The 15,615-nt window shown below is 72.5% G+C and carries 11 protein-coding genes; 4 read left to right on the plus strand and 7 right to left on the minus strand.

From position 1 onward, the window contains the following. Positions 1-379: 379 nt before the first annotated feature. The 5 genes from ABEA67_RS12405 to ABEA67_RS12425 all read right to left on the minus strand — a co-directional run bounded on the left by ABEA67_RS12405 (position 380) and on the right by ABEA67_RS12425 (position 6,089). Entirely contained in the window at positions 380-1,627 is a 1,248-nt protein-coding gene (locus tag ABEA67_RS12405) for a M16 family metallopeptidase (protein ID WP_345465563.1), read from the minus strand. Further along, entirely contained in the window at positions 1,624-2,886 is a 1,263-nt protein-coding gene (locus ABEA67_RS12410; protein WP_345465565.1) for a M16 family metallopeptidase, read from the minus strand. Before ABEA67_RS12410 ends, ABEA67_RS12405 begins: the two co-directional genes overlap by 4 nt. A 610-nt stretch (positions 2,887-3,496) precedes the next feature. Continuing rightward, entirely contained in the window at positions 3,497-4,417 is a 921-nt protein-coding gene (locus ABEA67_RS12415; protein WP_345465567.1) for an RluA family pseudouridine synthase, read from the minus strand. A 22-nt stretch (positions 4,418-4,439) separates the two neighbouring features. After that, positions 4,440-5,525: a M20/M25/M40 family metallo-hydrolase gene (locus ABEA67_RS12420; RefSeq protein ID WP_345465569.1), complete on the minus strand. Its 1,086-nt coding sequence runs from the start codon at positions 5,523-5,525 to the stop codon at positions 4,440-4,442. Positions 5,526-5,663: 138 nt separating this feature from the next. Continuing rightward, positions 5,664-6,089: a hypothetical protein gene (locus ABEA67_RS12425; protein ID WP_345465571.1), complete on the minus strand. Its 426-nt coding sequence runs from the start codon at positions 6,087-6,089 to the stop codon at positions 5,664-5,666. A 144-nt stretch (positions 6,090-6,233) separates the two neighbouring features. Between ABEA67_RS12425 and ABEA67_RS12430 the strand changes: the two genes are divergently transcribed. Next, the gene (locus tag ABEA67_RS12430) at positions 6,234-7,709 is read left to right on the plus strand and encodes a DR2241 family protein (RefSeq protein ID WP_345465573.1); all 1,476 of its coding nucleotides are present in this window, start codon (positions 6,234-6,236) and stop codon (positions 7,707-7,709) included. Between the two features lie 71 nt (positions 7,710-7,780). Beyond that, a complete protein-coding gene (locus tag ABEA67_RS12435) occupies positions 7,781-8,572 on the plus strand; it encodes a VC0807 family protein (RefSeq protein WP_345465575.1) in 792 nt (263 codons plus the stop codon). Positions 8,573-8,673: 101 nt separating this feature from the next. Here the strand turns inward: ABEA67_RS12435 and ABEA67_RS12440 are convergent, their stop codons facing one another. Together ABEA67_RS12440 and priA are read right to left on the minus strand one after the other, a co-directional pair. Beyond that, a complete protein-coding gene (locus ABEA67_RS12440) occupies positions 8,674-9,408 on the minus strand; it encodes a metallophosphoesterase family protein (protein ID WP_345465577.1) in 735 nt (244 codons plus the stop codon). A 236-nt stretch (positions 9,409-9,644) separates the two neighbouring features. Next, entirely contained in the window at positions 9,645-12,173 is a 2,529-nt protein-coding gene (gene priA, locus ABEA67_RS12445; protein ID WP_345465578.1) for a replication restart helicase PriA, read from the minus strand. Between the two features lie 113 nt (positions 12,174-12,286). Here priA and ABEA67_RS12450 point away from each other — a divergent pair, with 113 nt between their 5' ends. Together ABEA67_RS12450 and ABEA67_RS12455 are read left to right on the plus strand one after the other, a co-directional pair. Next, positions 12,287-13,165, plus strand: a complete 879-nt coding sequence (locus tag ABEA67_RS12450) for a DMT family transporter (protein ID WP_345465580.1) — start codon at positions 12,287-12,289, stop codon at positions 13,163-13,165. A 71-nt stretch (positions 13,166-13,236) separates the two neighbouring features. Beyond that, positions 13,237-15,597 (plus strand): penicillin acylase family protein, encoded by a 2,361-nt coding sequence (locus tag ABEA67_RS12455; RefSeq protein WP_345465582.1) that lies wholly within the window; start codon positions 13,237-13,239, stop codon positions 15,595-15,597. Positions 15,598-15,615: the final 18 nt, after the last annotated feature.

Raw genomic sequence — 15,615 nt, forward strand, 5'->3', positions numbered from 1 at the left:
GTCCCTCAGACTTTCAGTTTTGCCGTGATGCGTTGGGGCGCATCCTAGCGTCCCCATAAGCAGAGTGCAAGGTTTTCCCATCCCAGGGTCAGCTGTTCCTCATAGACCGAAACTGTTTCCCACGGCAGCACCATCCAGCCTCCCTCATCCCGACCTGCTTTGAGTCCCGGATATTCACGTAGCCTCATGCCCAGGGACGGCCTCCCGCTTGCGAGCAAGTAACGGAGGCTGACCCGCTTGCGACCTCTCGCTGCCAGCCGGTCCTTTTTGCTCTCTGCTCTTTTGCTCTCTGCTCTGCCCCGCAGGCGTCGTGAACGGACCCCACTCCTCAGCTTTGCCAGTCCGCTCGCCCCTCGTCTTGGCTCACCTGAAGTTGGAATCAGGCCAGCACGGCCACCGGACCCAGGGCCACCACCGTCGGGCGAACCAACGGGCAGAGGGCCAGCACGGCCCGCACATCCTGCGGGGTCACGCGGGCGTAGCGGTCCACCAGTTCGGCGGTGCTGAGGGCGCGGCCCAGCGCCAGCCCCTCCATGCCCAGCGCGAAAAGGCGGCCCTGGGGCGTCTCGGCCCGGAGCAGGGTGCCCACGGCCAGCTTGCGGGCGGCGCGGCGAATGGCGGCGTCCGTCAACGCGCCGGGCACGGTTTCCAGCACGGCGCGGTAGGCATCCAGCACCACCTGCGCCCGGTCGGGGTCACAGGAGAAGCCGCCCTCGAAGGTGCCCGCGCCCTGGTAGTCCAGGTGGGCGAGGTCGGCGCTGTCACTCAGCCCGGTATCGAGCAGCGCCCAGTACAGCAACCCGTTCTCGCCGCCCACCAGCTCGGCCAGCACGGTGGCCGCCTCGCGCAGGGGGTGGGTGGCGGGCAGGCCGGGCAGCGCCAGCGCGACCTGCACGCGGGTGAGGTGGTCGCCCGGCACGACCCGGACGGTGCCGGGGGCGGCGGGACGGGCGGGGGCGAGGGGAGCCGGGGCCCGCCGCGCGGCGGGCCAGTCACGCAGTTCCGCCTGTGCCCAGGCCAGCACCGCGTCCGGGTCGAAAGCCCCCACCACCACCAGCGTTACCCGGTCCGCGCCGTAGCGTTCGCGCCAGTTGCGCTCCAGGGCGGCGCGGGTCAGGTGGCCCACCGTTTCGGGGGTTCCCAGCACCGAATGGCCCAGGGGATGCGTGCCCCAGTAGTCGGCGCGCAGTTCGTCGGCCACGCGCACGGCGGGCTGCTCGGCGTACATGGCGATTTCTTCCAGAATCACGCCGCGCTCGGGTTCGATGTCTTCCGGGCGCAGGGCCGGGCGCAGCAGCTCAGTCAGCGTCTCCAGCAGCTCGCCCACCTGTTCGGGGAGGGCGGCGGCGTGGTAGACGGTCGCCTCCTCACTGGTAAAGGCGTTGGCGTGGCCGCCCAGGTCGTCGAGGCGCTCGTTCAGCTCGGCGGCACTCAGCCGGGCCGACCCCTTGAACATCAGGTGTTCGAGAAAGTGCGAGGCCCCCAGCTCCTCCGGGCGTTCGTCGCGCGCGCCCGTCGCCACGAAGTATCCGGCGGCGACCGTCTGTGCTTCCGGGTCGGGTTCCAGCAGCAGGGTCAGGCCGTTCGGGAGGAGGTGCTGGCGCAGCGTTGGCGGGTGCGGGGTCATCCCACCAGCTCCTGCGGGCCGAGGGTCACGCGGGTCACCTGCGCGGCGGGATGGTAGCCGGCCAGGAAGGCGTTCACGTCCTCCAGGGTCAGGGCCGCGAGCTGCGCGCGGAGCTGCGCCACCGGGCGGACGTGCCCGAACACAGCCAGGTCACGGGTGAGGCCACTCGCGCGGGCGCGCAGGCTCTCGGCCCCGAAGACCACGCTGGCGGTCAGGCCGCGGCGGGCGCGTCCGAACTCGGCCCCGGTCAGGCCCTGCGGCAGCCGGGCGAGTTCGGCCAGCAGCACCTCCAGCGTCTCGGGGGCGCGCTCCGGCGTGCTGCCCGCGTAGGCCGTCAGAAAGCCCTGCCCCCCCAGCAGGACGGACGAGGCCATCACGCTGTAGGCCAGGCCGCGTTCCTCCCGCACCGCGTGAAAGAGGCGGCTGGCACTCCCACCTGACAGCGCCGTCAGCGCCACCTGCCAGGCCAGCCAGTCGGGGCCGCGCGGGGAGACCCCCGGAGCCGTGAGACTCAGATGCGTCTGCTCGGCCTCCGGATAGGGAACGTGGGCGCGCAGGCCGGGCCGGAAGAGGGCGGGGACTGTCTCGTCCGCACCAAGGCCCCAGCCCGCGAAGGTCCGTTCCAGCAGCGTGCGCACCTCGGCGGGGTCCGCATCGGCCACCAGCCCCAGCAGGCTGCCGCGGGTGCCGTAGCGGTCGAGGAAGCCGCGCAGGTTCCCCACATCAAGCCGGGCGAGGCCCTCCGGCGTGCCGCTGGCCGGGTGTGCGTAGCCCGCGAAGGGCGAACCCGGTGCGCGGGGAAAGGCCAACCGCCGCGCCTCCGTCGCCAGCAGGTCGGGCGGGCTGTCCTCCAGCCCTTCCAGGTCCTGCCGCGCGAGGTCGGCGAGGATGGGCAGCTCCTCCGAGGGCAGCGCGGGGCGCAGCAGCAGGTCGGCGACCAGCGCCAGCGCCGCCGGGAGGTCCGCCGTCAGGCCGCTGACGCCGAAGCGGGTCGCCTCGGGGCCGACGCCGCCGCCCCGGCGCACGCCCAGGTCGTCGAGCGCGTCCTGAAACTGCCGGGCGTCGCGGCCCCCCGCGCCCTTGTAGAGCCACTCCTCCAGCACGCCCGCCAACCCCTCCAGGCCCACCGGGTCATGGGCGCTGCCCACCGGTACCCGTAGGTCGAGCGCGAACCCCGGCCCCTTGCGGCGCTCGAAGGCGGCGGTGAGTCCCCCCTCCAGAGTCCAGACGTGCGTGGCGGGGGCGGCAGTGAGCGTCACCGGGGGATTGTAGCGCCGCCACGGCGAAAGACCGGGGGCCAGGTCACGGGGACGGTAACTGCCGATACAGAATGAAAATGAGGCCTCGGCATCCAAGGAGCGTGCAAGCTGCCCGGTCGCCCCCTCTCCCCGGCCCTCCGCTGCGCGGCTCGGTGAGTCACCCGCAAGGGGAGAGGGGGCAGCTCAGGAAACTGGAGCAATCAGGAGGATTTTTTGCATCCGGGAGTGGGGAGAGCAAACCTGCCTGTACACCCTTCCGCCACCCCTGTCTTTTCAAACTTTGGAGCCGATACCCACGTCCCACCCTTCAAGCGGGCAGGCCTGGAAGACAAGCCGTTCGGGCCGCCAGGCCCGAGGCCGCCCGGCGGGCCGGGCTTGGCGTGGAGGGGGAAACCGGGGCGGAGCCTGACAACGCCGGAAACGCCCGGAACCTCCCTTGCCCAGCGCAGCGCCGCTCCCCCCTGCCCCCCGGTGGGGGGTAGGGGGGCTGGGGGGGCGGGGGGAAGCTCGCTACAAGATATCCTGCCCCTCAACATCCTTCCCGCCCTACAAGGAGAGCAAAAAACACGTCTCAGCCAAAGAGCTTCCTCCTATCAGCCGTTGCCAGAGGCTACGACCCGTCCGCGAGGCGCAGTTCCGTAGGCGGCGGCGCGTGCAGCGTCAGGCGCTCGCCAGTCAGTGGGTGCGTGAAGGTCAGGCGCTCGGCGTGCAACAGGTAGCCGCCGTCACCCGGCAGCCCCGGCAGGTCAGGTCGGGGGCCGCCACCCGGCGCATACAGCGGGTCCCCGACCAGCGGATGCCCAATGGAGGCGAGGTGAATACGAATCTGGTGGGGCCGCCCGGTATGGATGTCCACCGCGAAAAGCGTCTCCCCTGCCCGGTGGTCCGGCCCCCGCCGCTCCAGCACGCGGGCCAGGCTGGAGGAGGCCTTGCCCGCCGCGCTCGCCGCGAAGACGCTTCCCAGGCGGGGGTGCGGCACCGGACCGATGGGCGTGGTGATGTGGAACTCGTCCTCCGTAGCCCAGCCCGCTGCCAGCGCCCGGTACTGCTTGCCGACCGCGTGGTCCCGCCAGGCCTGCGCCAGCATGGCCGCCGCCCCGGGGGTCCGCGCGAACAGCACCAGCCCGGAGGTGCCCCGGCCCAGGCGATGCAGCGGGCGGGCCTCCGGGAAGTCGGCCCGGACCCGCGTGAGCAGGGTGTGCTCCAGAAAACCGCCGCCCGGCAGGGTGGGCAGGCCCGACGGCTTGGCGACCACCAGCAGCGCCGCGTCCTGATACAGCAGGTCGTAGTGCAGCGGCACGTCCTCCTCCTCCCAGGGGGGGCGGTGCCATTCGAGAACCTGGCCGGGGGTCAGCACTTCCGCGCCGTGGGCGGGCACGCCGTTCAGCACGACCTCGCCGCCTTCCAGCCTGGCCCGCCAGTCGGCGGCGGTGGAATGGGGGTAAAACCGGGTCAGGTAGGCCAGCGTGGTCAGGCCCCGCGCACGGCGGCCCAGTTCCTCGCGGTAGGTGTAGCCGCCGTTGCGGGCCACGCTGCCCCTCTCCTCTCCGGGGCTACGCGACCGGACGCCGCTGGTACAGGTCCACGACGCGGTGCAGGAAGCGCAGGCCCGGCCCCAGGCTGCTGGCCTGCACCCACTCGTCCTCGCGGTGGGCGTTGCCGCCCCGGTACACCCCCAGGGCGATGGCGGGCAGGTGGTAGGGCGCGGCCGCGTTGGCGTCGGTGCTGCTGGAGGCCAGGCGCAGGTCGGTGTGGCCCTCGCGGGCGGCCTCGCGCGCCAGATGCAGCAGCGGATCGGCTCCCAGGTCGCCCCCCGGACGGTCGCCCACCCGCTCGAGCCGCACGGTCACGCCCGCCTCGCGGGCCGCCGCGTGCAGCACCGCCTGCGCCCGCGCGTCGAGGTCGGCCAGGGCCTCCGGGTCCAGCGAGCGCAGGTCGAGCAGCAGCTCGGCGCTTCCGGCGATGGAGTTGACACTGGTGCCGCCCCGCGCCTCGCCCACGTTGAGCGTGGTGCGCGGGCTGCTGGGGCGGTGCAAGGCGTACAGCGCGCTGATGGCGATCCCCAGGGCGTGCAGGGCGCTGGGGGCCTGGTCCCCCCAGGAGTGCCCCCCCGGCCCCAGGAATACGGCCCGGTAACGCCGCACGCCCACCGCCCGCGTGACCGCAACGCCCAGGTAGCCGTCCACGGCGATAAAAGCCCCCAGCTCGGCGTGGTGGCGGGCCAGCAGGTGCTTCGCGCCACGCAGGTCGCCCAGGCCTTCCTCGCCCACGTTGGCGGCCACCCACAGCGGGCGGCGCAGGCTGCGTTCCTGCCCGCGCAACTCGCGCAGCAGGCCGGTCACGACCGCGAGGCTGGCGCTGTTGTCGCCCACGCCCGGCCCCACCAGCCGCCCGCGTTCCTCGCGCACGGTCACGTCGGTGCCGCGCGCGAAGACGGTATCGAGGTGCGCGGCGAGCAGCAGCGCGGGCCGGCCTTCGGTGCCGGGCGGCGTCAGGCAGGTCAGGACATTGCCCACCTCGTCGCGCACGACCTCGTACCCCAGGCCGCGCCACAGGTCCGCCATCAGGGCGGCGCGCTCCCCCTCCTCGAAGGTCGGGGCGGGCGTCTGCGCGATGCGCGTGAGGTACGAGAGAGGCATCGCGGGCGATTGTAGCGGGTGCGGCGGAGGGGCAGTGCCCTGTGCGGGGCCAAGCATGAAGGCCGGGCGTGGCCTTCGGGGCACAGGCCACAAAAAGCCCCCGACCACCGGGGCCGGGGGTGTGCGTTACGGCTCGCCTCAGTGACGCAGCAGCCGGGAGCCGATCGCCGCGGCCAGGCCCACCAGGCCCGCCTTGACCATCGGGTTGCTGAGTGCGCCGCCCTGGCCGAAGGCCGCCTCCAGCGGGCTGCGGCTGTCCTGCGCCGGGGCCTGCGCGGTGCGGGTGTAGGCGTCGGCCAGGTCGTCGGGGTCGTCGGCGCGGACATTCTGGACCGGGCTGGCGGAGCTGCGGACCATCGCGTCCCCGACCTGCTGGCGGTCTTCCGGCGACATCTGCCCGAAGTAGTCGTTCAGAACCTGGCGGCGCTCCTCGGGCGAGGCGTTCTGGAGGTAGTCGTGGATATAGGCGGCGGCCTCCTGGGGGGTCACGGTGCCGTCCCCGTTCGCGTCGCGCGGGTCAAGGCGGGCCATCTGCTCGTGGCGGTCACGCTGGTCGAAGAACATAACAAACCTCCTGGGAAAAGGGGCCGTCTGACCACGGCGGCCAGACCTGAGGGACAACGCCAGCACGCTAGCCCCCGGCGGGCCAGCGTGGGTGAGGCTCCACTTCACGAAGGTTCATAGCTCGGCCGTGTCCCGGCTCCGGCCATGCGCGAGAGCGTGCGGCGGGACAATTCCGCGCCGGGGCCGCTGCTAGATTGCCCCCATATGCGTTCCCTCGTGCTGATCGGTCACGGCTCTCATCTGAACGGCGAGTCGGCGGGCGCGGTCTACCGGTATGCGGAGCTGCTCCGCGAGCGCGGCCTCTACGACGAGGTCGTGGAAGGCTACTGGAAGGAAGAACCGTCGCTGCGCCAGGTCCTCAAAACCACCCGCAGCACCGACGTGACGGTGATTCCGATGTTCATCAGCGAGGGCTACTTCACCGAGACGGTGATTCCACGCGAGCTGGGCCTGGGCCACCAGGGGCCGGTGCCGCCGGAGGGCGTGGCCCGCGTGCTGGGCGGCAAGACGGTGCGCTACACCCTGCCCTACGGCGTGCATCCGGGCATGGCCGAGGTGATTCTGGCCCGCGCCCGCGAGGCGCTGCCCGACCTCAGCCCGCAGGACACCGCCCTGATTGTCCTGGGCCACGGCACCACCCGCAACGAGAACAGTAGCCGCGTGATCTACCGCAACGCCGAGCTGATGCGCGACTCCGGGCACTTTGCCGAGGTCCACGCCCTCTTTCTGGACGAGGACCCGAAGGTGGGCACCTGGCCGGAAGTCGTGCGGGCACCGCGGGTGGTGGTCGTGCCCTTCTTCGCGTCCGAGGGCTGGCACACGCTGGAAACCATCCCCGAGGACATGGGCCTGACGGGCGAGGTCACGAGCTTCCCGGACAACCCCCACGGCCCCCAGACGGTGTACTACGCGCGGCCGGTGGGCACCCACAGCGCGGTCGCGGACGTGATCCTGCACCTGGCGGAGGAGGCGCGCGGCGCGTCGGAACGGGGCGGCGACGAGGACCGCAGCCACGCCGAGGCCTGGGCCGCCTTCCTGACGCTGGCCCGCCGGGGCGTCCGCGTGGGCGAGGCGCTGATCACCCCGCACGGCGGCCTGTACGAACTTCGCCACGCCCTAGACGAGGGCCGCCCCACCGACAGCCTGACCACCGTCGTGACCCCCGAGGGTCTGCGCGACCTGACCCGCCGCGACGAGGGGGGGCATCACCGCCCGGTTCACACCTTCCGCACCCTGCCGCGCGGCTGGCGGGCGGTGCTGTCGGAGGCCGACCTGCCGCGCGGGATGGGCTACCTGTACCCGGCGGTCGTCGAGGAAGGCTACGCCCACCACCTCCACACCCTGCGCCCCACCCCCTGGCCCACCACCGCCCGCCGCCAGACCGGCATCTACACCAAGGTCCAGCGGGCCACACCCGAACAGGTCGAGAACGTGGCGCGTGACGTGTGCAGCCGCTGCCTCAAGACCCGGCTATGGGCCGGGGAGAAGCTGCCCGCCACCTTCTTCGGCGGCGTGCCCGGTGCCATCCCCTGCCCCGAAGCCTGCACCTACTTCATCGCGGAAGTGCGCGAGGAGGTCAGCGGGAAGCGGGGCGCAGGCAGCCACGGACACGAGGACTGAGGGACGCGGGAAAAGAGCTTCCCATCTTTCCTACATCCCACAACCGACAACCCACATCCCAGGATGAGAGAATGCCCCCCATGACCGCCCCGCGACCCGCCAAACCGCGCGCCCGCATTCCCAAGACCGTCTGGGACCTGATCTTCACCCTGGTGATCCCGATCCTGATCCTGAATCCGAACCTGCTGGGCCAGGACGTCGGTGTCTCGGACCTGCTGGGGGGCGGCACCGCCGGGAATGTGCGGGCGTACCTGGTCGCCGCGCTGATTCCGGTCGTGTACGTGCTGACCGACCTGTTCGTGAACCGCAACGTCAGCCCGGTCGCCCTGATCGGCGGGGCGGGGGCGATTGTCAGCGGCGCGCTGGCCTTCTGGTACGTGGACGGCTTCTGGTACGCCATCAAGGACAGCGCCCGCTCCTACCTGACCGGCATTCTGTTTCTGCTGAGCGCCGCAACCAGCGTGCCCCTCTTCCGGGTGTTTCTGGACGCCGCCAGCATCGGTGAGAAGCCGGAAGACCGCGCCGCCACCGGCCAGGCCATGCGTGACCCCGTCATTCACCGGGGACTGGTGTGGGGCACCGTCGCCTTTGCCCTGGTGGACCTGATCGGCGGCGTGGTGAACAGCGTCGTGAACTACCAGCGCGTCACCGCCAAGTTCGGCAGCGACGCCTTCAATGCGCAGGTGGCCGAGGTGAACGCTATCATGCGCGTGCCGGGCCTGCTGATCAGCCTGCTGGGCGTGGGCCTCGCCATCTACCTCGTCCAGACGGCTGTGAAGCGGCGTTATGGGGCCGGGGCCAGCCTGCTGGAGCCGTCCAAGCTGGCCGCCATGATGCGCGAGCGGGGGGAAGTGGGGGCGTAGGCGGTGAAGCTCTGAGCTTTGAACCAGCCCCCGGAAGCTTCAGCTTTTAGCGTCCGCCATCTTTTTCAGAGCTGCATAGCTCACGGCCCATAGCTCCTCCCCTACTCCCCCGTCCGCGCCCGCCGTTTCTGGTAGGCCCCGGTCAGCAGCTCCGCGATGTACTCGCGGGTAAAGGGCATGCCGCTGGCCTCGGCGGCGGCAATCTCCGCGTCGCGGTTGTAGGTGAGGCGCACGAAGCTGGCGCTGTGGGCGGGACTCTGGGGGTCGAACTCCAGAATCAGATAACTGGGCAGGGTGCTGTCGAGGGGATTACCGACCGAGCCGGTGTTGATCAGGGGGCGGCCCTCCACGTCCAGCATCAGGGTTTCGTGGACGTCGGCGTAGACCAGGGCGTCGGCGTGCGCCTTCAGGCCGAACTGGGGGTTGGGGGCATAGGCCTCGATCTGCTCGGCCAGGCTGGAGTGCGGGTACAGGCGGTGAAAGAGGCCCTTGGAGCTGGCGTGGACAAAACGCCACCACGCGCCGCCGAACTGCTCCTCGATGCCGTAGGGCAGCCCGGCGAGGTAGGCGAGCTGCTCGGGCGAGAGCTTGGAGCGCGGCCAGAGGTCCTGGGGGCGGTTGGTGGCCCCGGCCACGCGGGCGTCCCAGTTGCCCTGGATCACGCGGGTGGCGTGGGCCTGGGTCCACTCGACCACCTCGCGCGGACGCGGCCCCTTGCCCACCAGATCGCCCAGCACCCACAGCTCGGTGATGCCTCTCCGCTGCACGTCCGCGTGTACGGCCAGCGTCGCCTCCAGATTGGCGTGCAGGTCCGCGAGAACGGCGAGACGGATCATATGGGGCGCAGTCTAGCCCAGCCAGTTGCGGGGGCCGGGCGAAGATCAAGGAAGGGATTAGAGCATTTGTCAAAAAGAGACCTTCTTTTTGACCGAGCGAAGCGAGTGAAATAAGGAGAGCGTTTGGGACTTGCAAAGCTGCGAAGCAGAGAATGGAGGCGTTGGAGGCGCTTTTCCTCCAACGGCGTAATTCGGACAAATGCTCTGGGAGCCGGGAACGGCCCTCACCCCTCCCCCTACAGACCCCCCCGCGGATTCACGTCCACCCGCACCCGCGCCTTCCAGTTCCGGTCCAGGGTCGCCAGGAGTTGCGCCAGGCGCGCGTCGTCGCGGGCGCGCAGCAGCAGGTGATAGGGGTAGACGCCGCGCAACCGGGCCACCGGGCTGGGCGCGGGGCCGAGGACTTCCCCGGCGGTGGCCCCGGCCCCGTGCAGCGCGTCGAAGACTTCCTGGGCGGCCAGCCGCGCCTTCTGGGGGTCGCGGGCGGCCACCTCCACCTGGGCGAGGCGGGCGTGGGGGGGGTAGCCCAGCGCCGCGCGGGCGCGTTCCTCGGCGGCGGGATAGGCCAGCGTGTCGCGGCCCTCGACCAGCACCTTGAGGGCGGGGTGGTCGGCCTGGAAGGTCTGCACGACCAGCAGCGGCGCGCGGTCGGGGTGCCACTCGGTAAGCTGGCGCAGCAGGCGGTGATACCGCTCCGACGCCCGGAAGTCCGAGACGTTGAGCCAAGTGTCGGCCAGCGTCACGCCGATCAGGGCCAGGTTGGGCGGCGCGTCCTGCGCGAGCAGCAGCTGGGTGCCCACCACCACGCCGCTTTCCCCCGAGTGCAGGGGCGAGAGGTCGTCCTGGCGGTCACGGTCGCAGCGGTAGACCGGGAGGCCGGGGGCGAGTTTCGCCACCTCCGCCGCGATCCACTCGGTGCCGGGGCCGCGCGCCTTCCACATCCGCTCGCCGCACTCGTCGCAGCGGTCGGGGATTCCCTCATGGTAGCCGCACTGGTGGCAGGTGAGCTGGCGGGTTTCCTGATGAAAGCGCAGCGGCACGTCGCAGTTGCGGCACTGCGGGGTGTGTTCGCACACGGGGCAGCGCAGCAGGGCCGAGTACCCCCGCCGGGGCGCGAGCAACGCCGCCTGCCGCCCGCGCTCCTGCACCTGCCGCAGCAGCCGCGCGAGGTCGTGGCTGAGGGGGTAGCCCAGGTCGCCGGGGGTGAGGTGAACGCTGGAAAGCGGCCCCAGCTCGGGCTGCTCCGGGGGGTTGGCGTAGTCCACCACATGCACGCGGGCACGCGGCGGCGGCAGCACCGCGCCGGGCAGCGGCACGCTCTCGGCGGCGGGGGCGCTGCCCACCAGGGCGAGGGCGGCCCCCTGTGCGGCGGCCACGCGGGCGGCCACGTCGGGGATAAAGGCGTGCGATCCGGCGGGCAGCTTGTAGGCGTCGCTGCCCTCCTCCAGCACGATCACCAGGCCGGGGTCCTCCAGCGGGGCGGTCAGGGCCAGATAACTGCCGATGACCAGCCGCGCCTCGCCCGTGCGGATGAGGTTCCAGGCATGGTCCCGCTGCACGTCGCCCAGCGCCCCGCTGACCTGCACCGCGCGGGTGCCGGCAGGGGCCGCCAGGCCCGACAGCCCCTCCCAGGCACGGCGCAGGGTGGCGTGGTCGGGCGCGAGAACGAGCACGCCGCGCCCCTGCGCCAGCAGGCGGGCCACCCGCGGCCCCAGCGTGCGAAAGCGCGTGGCGGGCCGCCCGCCGTGCAGCCGCCACGCGGGGACTTCCGGCAGGCGGTCGGGGTCGGGGGTGGTCCAGGGGGCCGCGGGTTCGGGGAGGGGCGGTGGCGGCGCGGGTTCCTGCACGGGGTCCGCCCAGCCCCGCGCCGCGAGGGTGGCCGCCAGCGTGGGTGAGAGGGGCACGCCGTCCGCCGACGCCCCATTGGCCCAGGCGCTGAGTGTCTCCACCGGGCCATGTTGCGCCAGCCAGCCCCAGGCGGGCGGTGGGGGCGCTTCCTCCGGCACGTACTGCGCGCCGCCCGCGTTCAACACATTCGTGACCACGCTGGCGCTCACGCCCGCGCCGCGTGCCCAGGCGCTGAGGCTGTCCTGCGGGCCGTGTTCCGCCAGCCAGGCCCAGGCCACCTGGCCTTTGGGCGTGAGAGTCGCCGGGGCTTCCGGCACGGCCCGCAGCACGGTCACGGTCCGGGCCGCGGCGGGGACGGCGGCCAGCGGACGCGCCCGCACCACCCCCTGCGTGCGCGCCATGGGCCGGAAGGCCTCCTCCAGCAGCCCCTGCTCGCGGATGGCGTCGAGCAGGGCCGGGGCAAAGCCCGCCGCAGCGGTCCAGGCGGCCGTGGGGACGTGGCGGGCAAAGGCGCTGAGGTCGGCCCCCGCTACCGCCCGCACGCGGTGGTCGAGCTTCACGCTCCAGCCGACCCCCAGCAGGTCGCCCCACACCAGCCCGGCGGGGAGGCGGGCGTCCCGCGCCCAGGTGGTGACGGCCTCCACGGTGGCGGGCGGCACCCACGGTCCCTCCCCGCCCTCGAGGAGGTGGACGGCCTCGCGCAGGCGGTGGGTGCCCCGGCCCTCCCCCGCCCCGACCACCAGCCCGGCGGCCAGCTCGCCGCGCCAGGGTACCAGCACCCGGCAACCCACCGGCACCGCGCCCCCGTACCCATGCGGCGCGGCGTAATCCAGCGCCGGGACCGGCAGCGGCACCACCACCTGCCAGGGCACCGGGGGCCGCGCTGCCGGGGAGGGAGAGGCGGCGGGCAGGGTCACGCGCCCGAAGCTAGCGCAAGGGTGATAGGCCGGGGGGTGGCGCGCGTGCCAAAGTGTCCGCCCCGGCAGACCAGGCTGGGGGCCGGGAGGGAGGACGCGCTACGCTGGGCCGCGTGACCGCCGCGCCTGCCCGCCCCGCCCCGCCGCCCTCCGTCCGCGCTGGGGTGGGGCTGGCACTGGTGGCGGCCCTGAGCTTCAGCACGCTGGGCATCTGGGGCAAGCTGGCGGGGCAGGTGGGGCTGGACAGCTTCAGCGTGCTGGCGTGGCGCTTCGGGCTGGTCGCGGCCGTGCTGCTGCCGCTGGCGGGCCGGGGGTTGACGTGGCGGCAGCGCGTGCCGCTGCTGGGCGCGGGGGTGCTGTATGCCCTGGCGACCACCTGTTATTTCGGGGCACTGGCGCGCGTCACGGCGGGCGCGACGGGGCTGCTGCTGTACCTCGCCCCTGCCTTCGTGGTCCTGTTCGGGTGGCTCCTGGGGCGCAGACCCGACGCGGCGCGGCTGGGGGCCGTGGCCCTCGCCGCGCTGGGGATGGGGCTGGTCGTGGGCCTGCCCGGCGCGGGGGACCGTGACCCCCTGGGCCTGGCGCTGGGCGCGGGGGCGGGGGCCTTTTACGCCGCGTATCTCCTCGCCTCAGAACGCTGGCTGGCGGGCGTTCCGGCGCTGGCCTCCACCGGGCACCTGGCGCTGGTCGCGGGCCTGTACTTCACGGCGCTGGCCCTGAACCGGGGCACCCTCCATGTTCCGGCCACCCCGGCCCAGTGGAGCGTGACGGTGGGCATGGCGGGGGTCGCCACGCTGGTGGCCGTCCCGGCCCTGTACGGCGCGGTCGCGCGTCTGGGGGCGGCCCGCGCCAGCCTACTGGGCACGCTGGAGCCGCTCTTTACCGTGCTGCTGGCCTTTCTGGTGCTGGCCGAGCCGCTGCGGCCCGCCGTGCTGCTGGGCGGTGCCTTCATCCTGGCGGGGGCCGCCCTGGCACAGCGGCGAGGCGGTTAGCTTCTCCCGCTGACGGCTGACCGCCGAAGGCTCCACACCGTATCCTGTACCCCGTCTAAAAAGGAGACGGAATGACATTACTGGGTCGGGTGGGACGTGCCTTGCTGTGGTTGGTTCTGCTGGTGCTGGTGCTCGCGCTGGCGGTGGTCGTGTGGCTGAAGGTGACTTCCGCACCGCGCGTGAGCGGCACGGTGACGCTGCCGGGCCTCACGGGGCCGGTGACGGTCACGCGGGACGAGTGGGGGGTGCCGCACATCCGCGCGCAGGCGTCGGACGAGGACGCCATGTACGCTCTGGGCTTCGTCCACGCGCAGGACCGGGCGTGGCAGATGGACTTCCAGCGCCGGGTGTCGCAGGGGCGGCTGGCGGAGGTGCTGGGCAAGGCGGCCCTCCCGCAGGACCGGTTTCTGCGGACCTGGGGCTTCCAGCGCGCGGCCCAGAGCGCCCTCCCGGCCCTGTCGCCCGAAACGCGGCGGATGGTGCGGGCCTACACGGCGGGCGTGAACGCGGGGTTCCGCCAGGGCAAACTCGCCCCCGAGTTCCGCATCCTGGGCTACACGCCCGAACCCTGGACCGACGTGGATTCCATCTCCTGGAGCAAGCTGATGGCCTACGACCTGGGCGGCAACGCGGACGACGAGATCCTGGGCACGCGGGTGGTGAAGCGCCTGGGCGAACCGGGGCTGAACGAGGTCCTGCCGCCCTACCCGCAAAACGCCCCGACCATCCTGGACCGCGAGGAACTCGGGCTGACCGGCCAGGCCCCGCGAACCGGGAGCGAGACGGCGGCCCTGCCCGACGCCACCCTGCGGGCGCTCCAGGCGCATCTGGACGCCGCCCGCAGCCTGGGCATGGAGCGCGTCCCCGGCAAGGGCAGCAACGACTGGGTGATCGGCGGAAGCCGCACCGCCAGCGGCAAACCCATCCTGGCCGACGACCCCCACCTGGCGCTCACCAGCCCGATGCTGTGGTATCTGGCCGACGTGCAGGGGCCGCGGCTGCGGGCCATCGGGGCCAGTATTCCCGGCCTCCCCGGCATCGTGATCGGGCGCAACGACCGCGTCGCCTGGGGCGTGACCAACGTGAATCCCGACGTGCAGGACCTCTACATCGAGCCGGAGGGGGCGCGGCTGACCCAGCGCACGGAAGTGATTAAGGTCAAGGGCCAGCCGGACGTGCGCCTCACCGTCCGCGAGAGCGCCCACGGTCCCATCATCAGCGACGTGGGCGCGGGCGAGGTGGGGCCGCGCGTGGCACTGAAGTGGACCGCGCTGAGGGAAGGCGACACCACGCTGGACGCCTTCCTGGGCCTGAACTACGCGCGGAACTGGACCGACTTCACGGCGGCGCTGGAGAAGTACGTGGCCCCCAGCCAGAACTTCGTGTATGCCGACGTGGACGGCAACACCGGCTACTACGCGCCGGGCCGGGTGCCGCTGCGCCAGGGCTGGGACGGCTCGCTGCCGGTGCCGGGCGACGGCCGCCGCGAGTGGACCGGGTACATCCCCTTCGCGCAGCTCCCCCACACCTACAACCCCGCCGACGGGCTGGTCGTCACCGCGAACAACAAGGTCGTGCCCGACGCCTACCCCTACCCCCTCGCCAACATCCGCAACTGGGCCGAGCCGTACCGCGCGCAGCGCATCACCGACCTGCTGACGCAGAAGCCGGGTGGGCTGACGCTGGACGACGTGAAGGGGGTGCAACTGGACACCGTGAGCCTGGTGTGGCGCGACCTGAAGCCCTTCCTGCTCGCCACGCAGCCCGACGGGGACCTCAGCCGCCAGGCGCTGGACCGTCTGCGCGGCTGGGATGGCAACGAGCGGGCGGGGAGCGTGGAGCCGACCCTCTTCGAGGCGTGGCTGGCGGAGTTGCAGACGATGGCGCAGGACGAACTGGGTGACGGGACGCGCGTGAACAGCCTCGCTGTGCTCAACCAGCTGCGGCAGGGTGGCGAACTGTGCCGCGACGAATCCGCCGGACGCGCGGACTGCGCCGCCGAACTGCGGGCCAGCCTCAGGCGCGCCGTGGACGGCCTCGCCGCCCGCCTCGGCCCCGACCCCGCGGGCTGGACGTACGGCAAGGTCCACACCGTCGCCAGCAACCACCGCGCCTTCGGGGGCGTGAAGGCGCTGGCGTGGCTCTTCAACCACTCTGCGCCCACGAACGGCGGCACCAACACCGTCAACGTCGCCCGCCCCGAACCCGGCACCATGCAGCAGACGCACGGCCCCAGCTACCGCCAGATCGTGGACCTCGCGGACCCCAACCGCAGCGTCTACGTGGGCAGCCTGGGCCAGAGCGGCAATCCGCTGGGCAACCACGTCAGTGACCAGCAGAAGCGCTGGGCGGCGGGCGAGTACCTGCCGATGAGCACGGACGCGGGGGACTGGGGCCGGGTGCAGACGCTGACGCTGCGGCCGGGACGGTGACAGAAGCGGCGCGGGGCG

Origin of the sequence: Deinococcus carri (assembly GCF_039545055.1) — a bacterium.
Lineage (GTDB): Bacteria > Deinococcota > Deinococci > Deinococcales > Deinococcaceae > Deinococcus > Deinococcus carri.

Excerpts from the sequence above, each read along its gene's own strand:
- ABEA67_RS12405 (WP_345465563.1), bottom strand. The coding sequence starts at position 1,627 with ATGACCCCGCACCCGCCAACGCTGCGCCAGCACCTCCTCCCGAACGGC.
- ABEA67_RS12420 (WP_345465569.1), bottom strand. The coding sequence starts at position 5,525 with ATGCCTCTCTCGTACCTCACGCGCATCGCGCAGACGCCCGCCCCGACC.
- ABEA67_RS12425 (WP_345465571.1), bottom strand. The coding sequence starts at position 6,089 with ATGTTCTTCGACCAGCGTGACCGCCACGAGCAGATGGCCCGCCTTGAC.
- ABEA67_RS12430 (WP_345465573.1), top strand. The coding sequence starts at position 6,234 with ATGCGCGAGAGCGTGCGGCGGGACAATTCCGCGCCGGGGCCGCTGCTA.
- ABEA67_RS12435 (WP_345465575.1), top strand. The coding sequence starts at position 7,781 with ATGCCCCCCATGACCGCCCCGCGACCCGCCAAACCGCGCGCCCGCATT.
- ABEA67_RS12440 (WP_345465577.1), bottom strand. The coding sequence starts at position 9,408 with ATGATCCGTCTCGCCGTTCTCGCGGACCTGCACGCCAATCTGGAGGCG.
- ABEA67_RS12455 (WP_345465582.1), top strand. The coding sequence starts at position 13,237 with ATGACATTACTGGGTCGGGTGGGACGTGCCTTGCTGTGGTTGGTTCTG.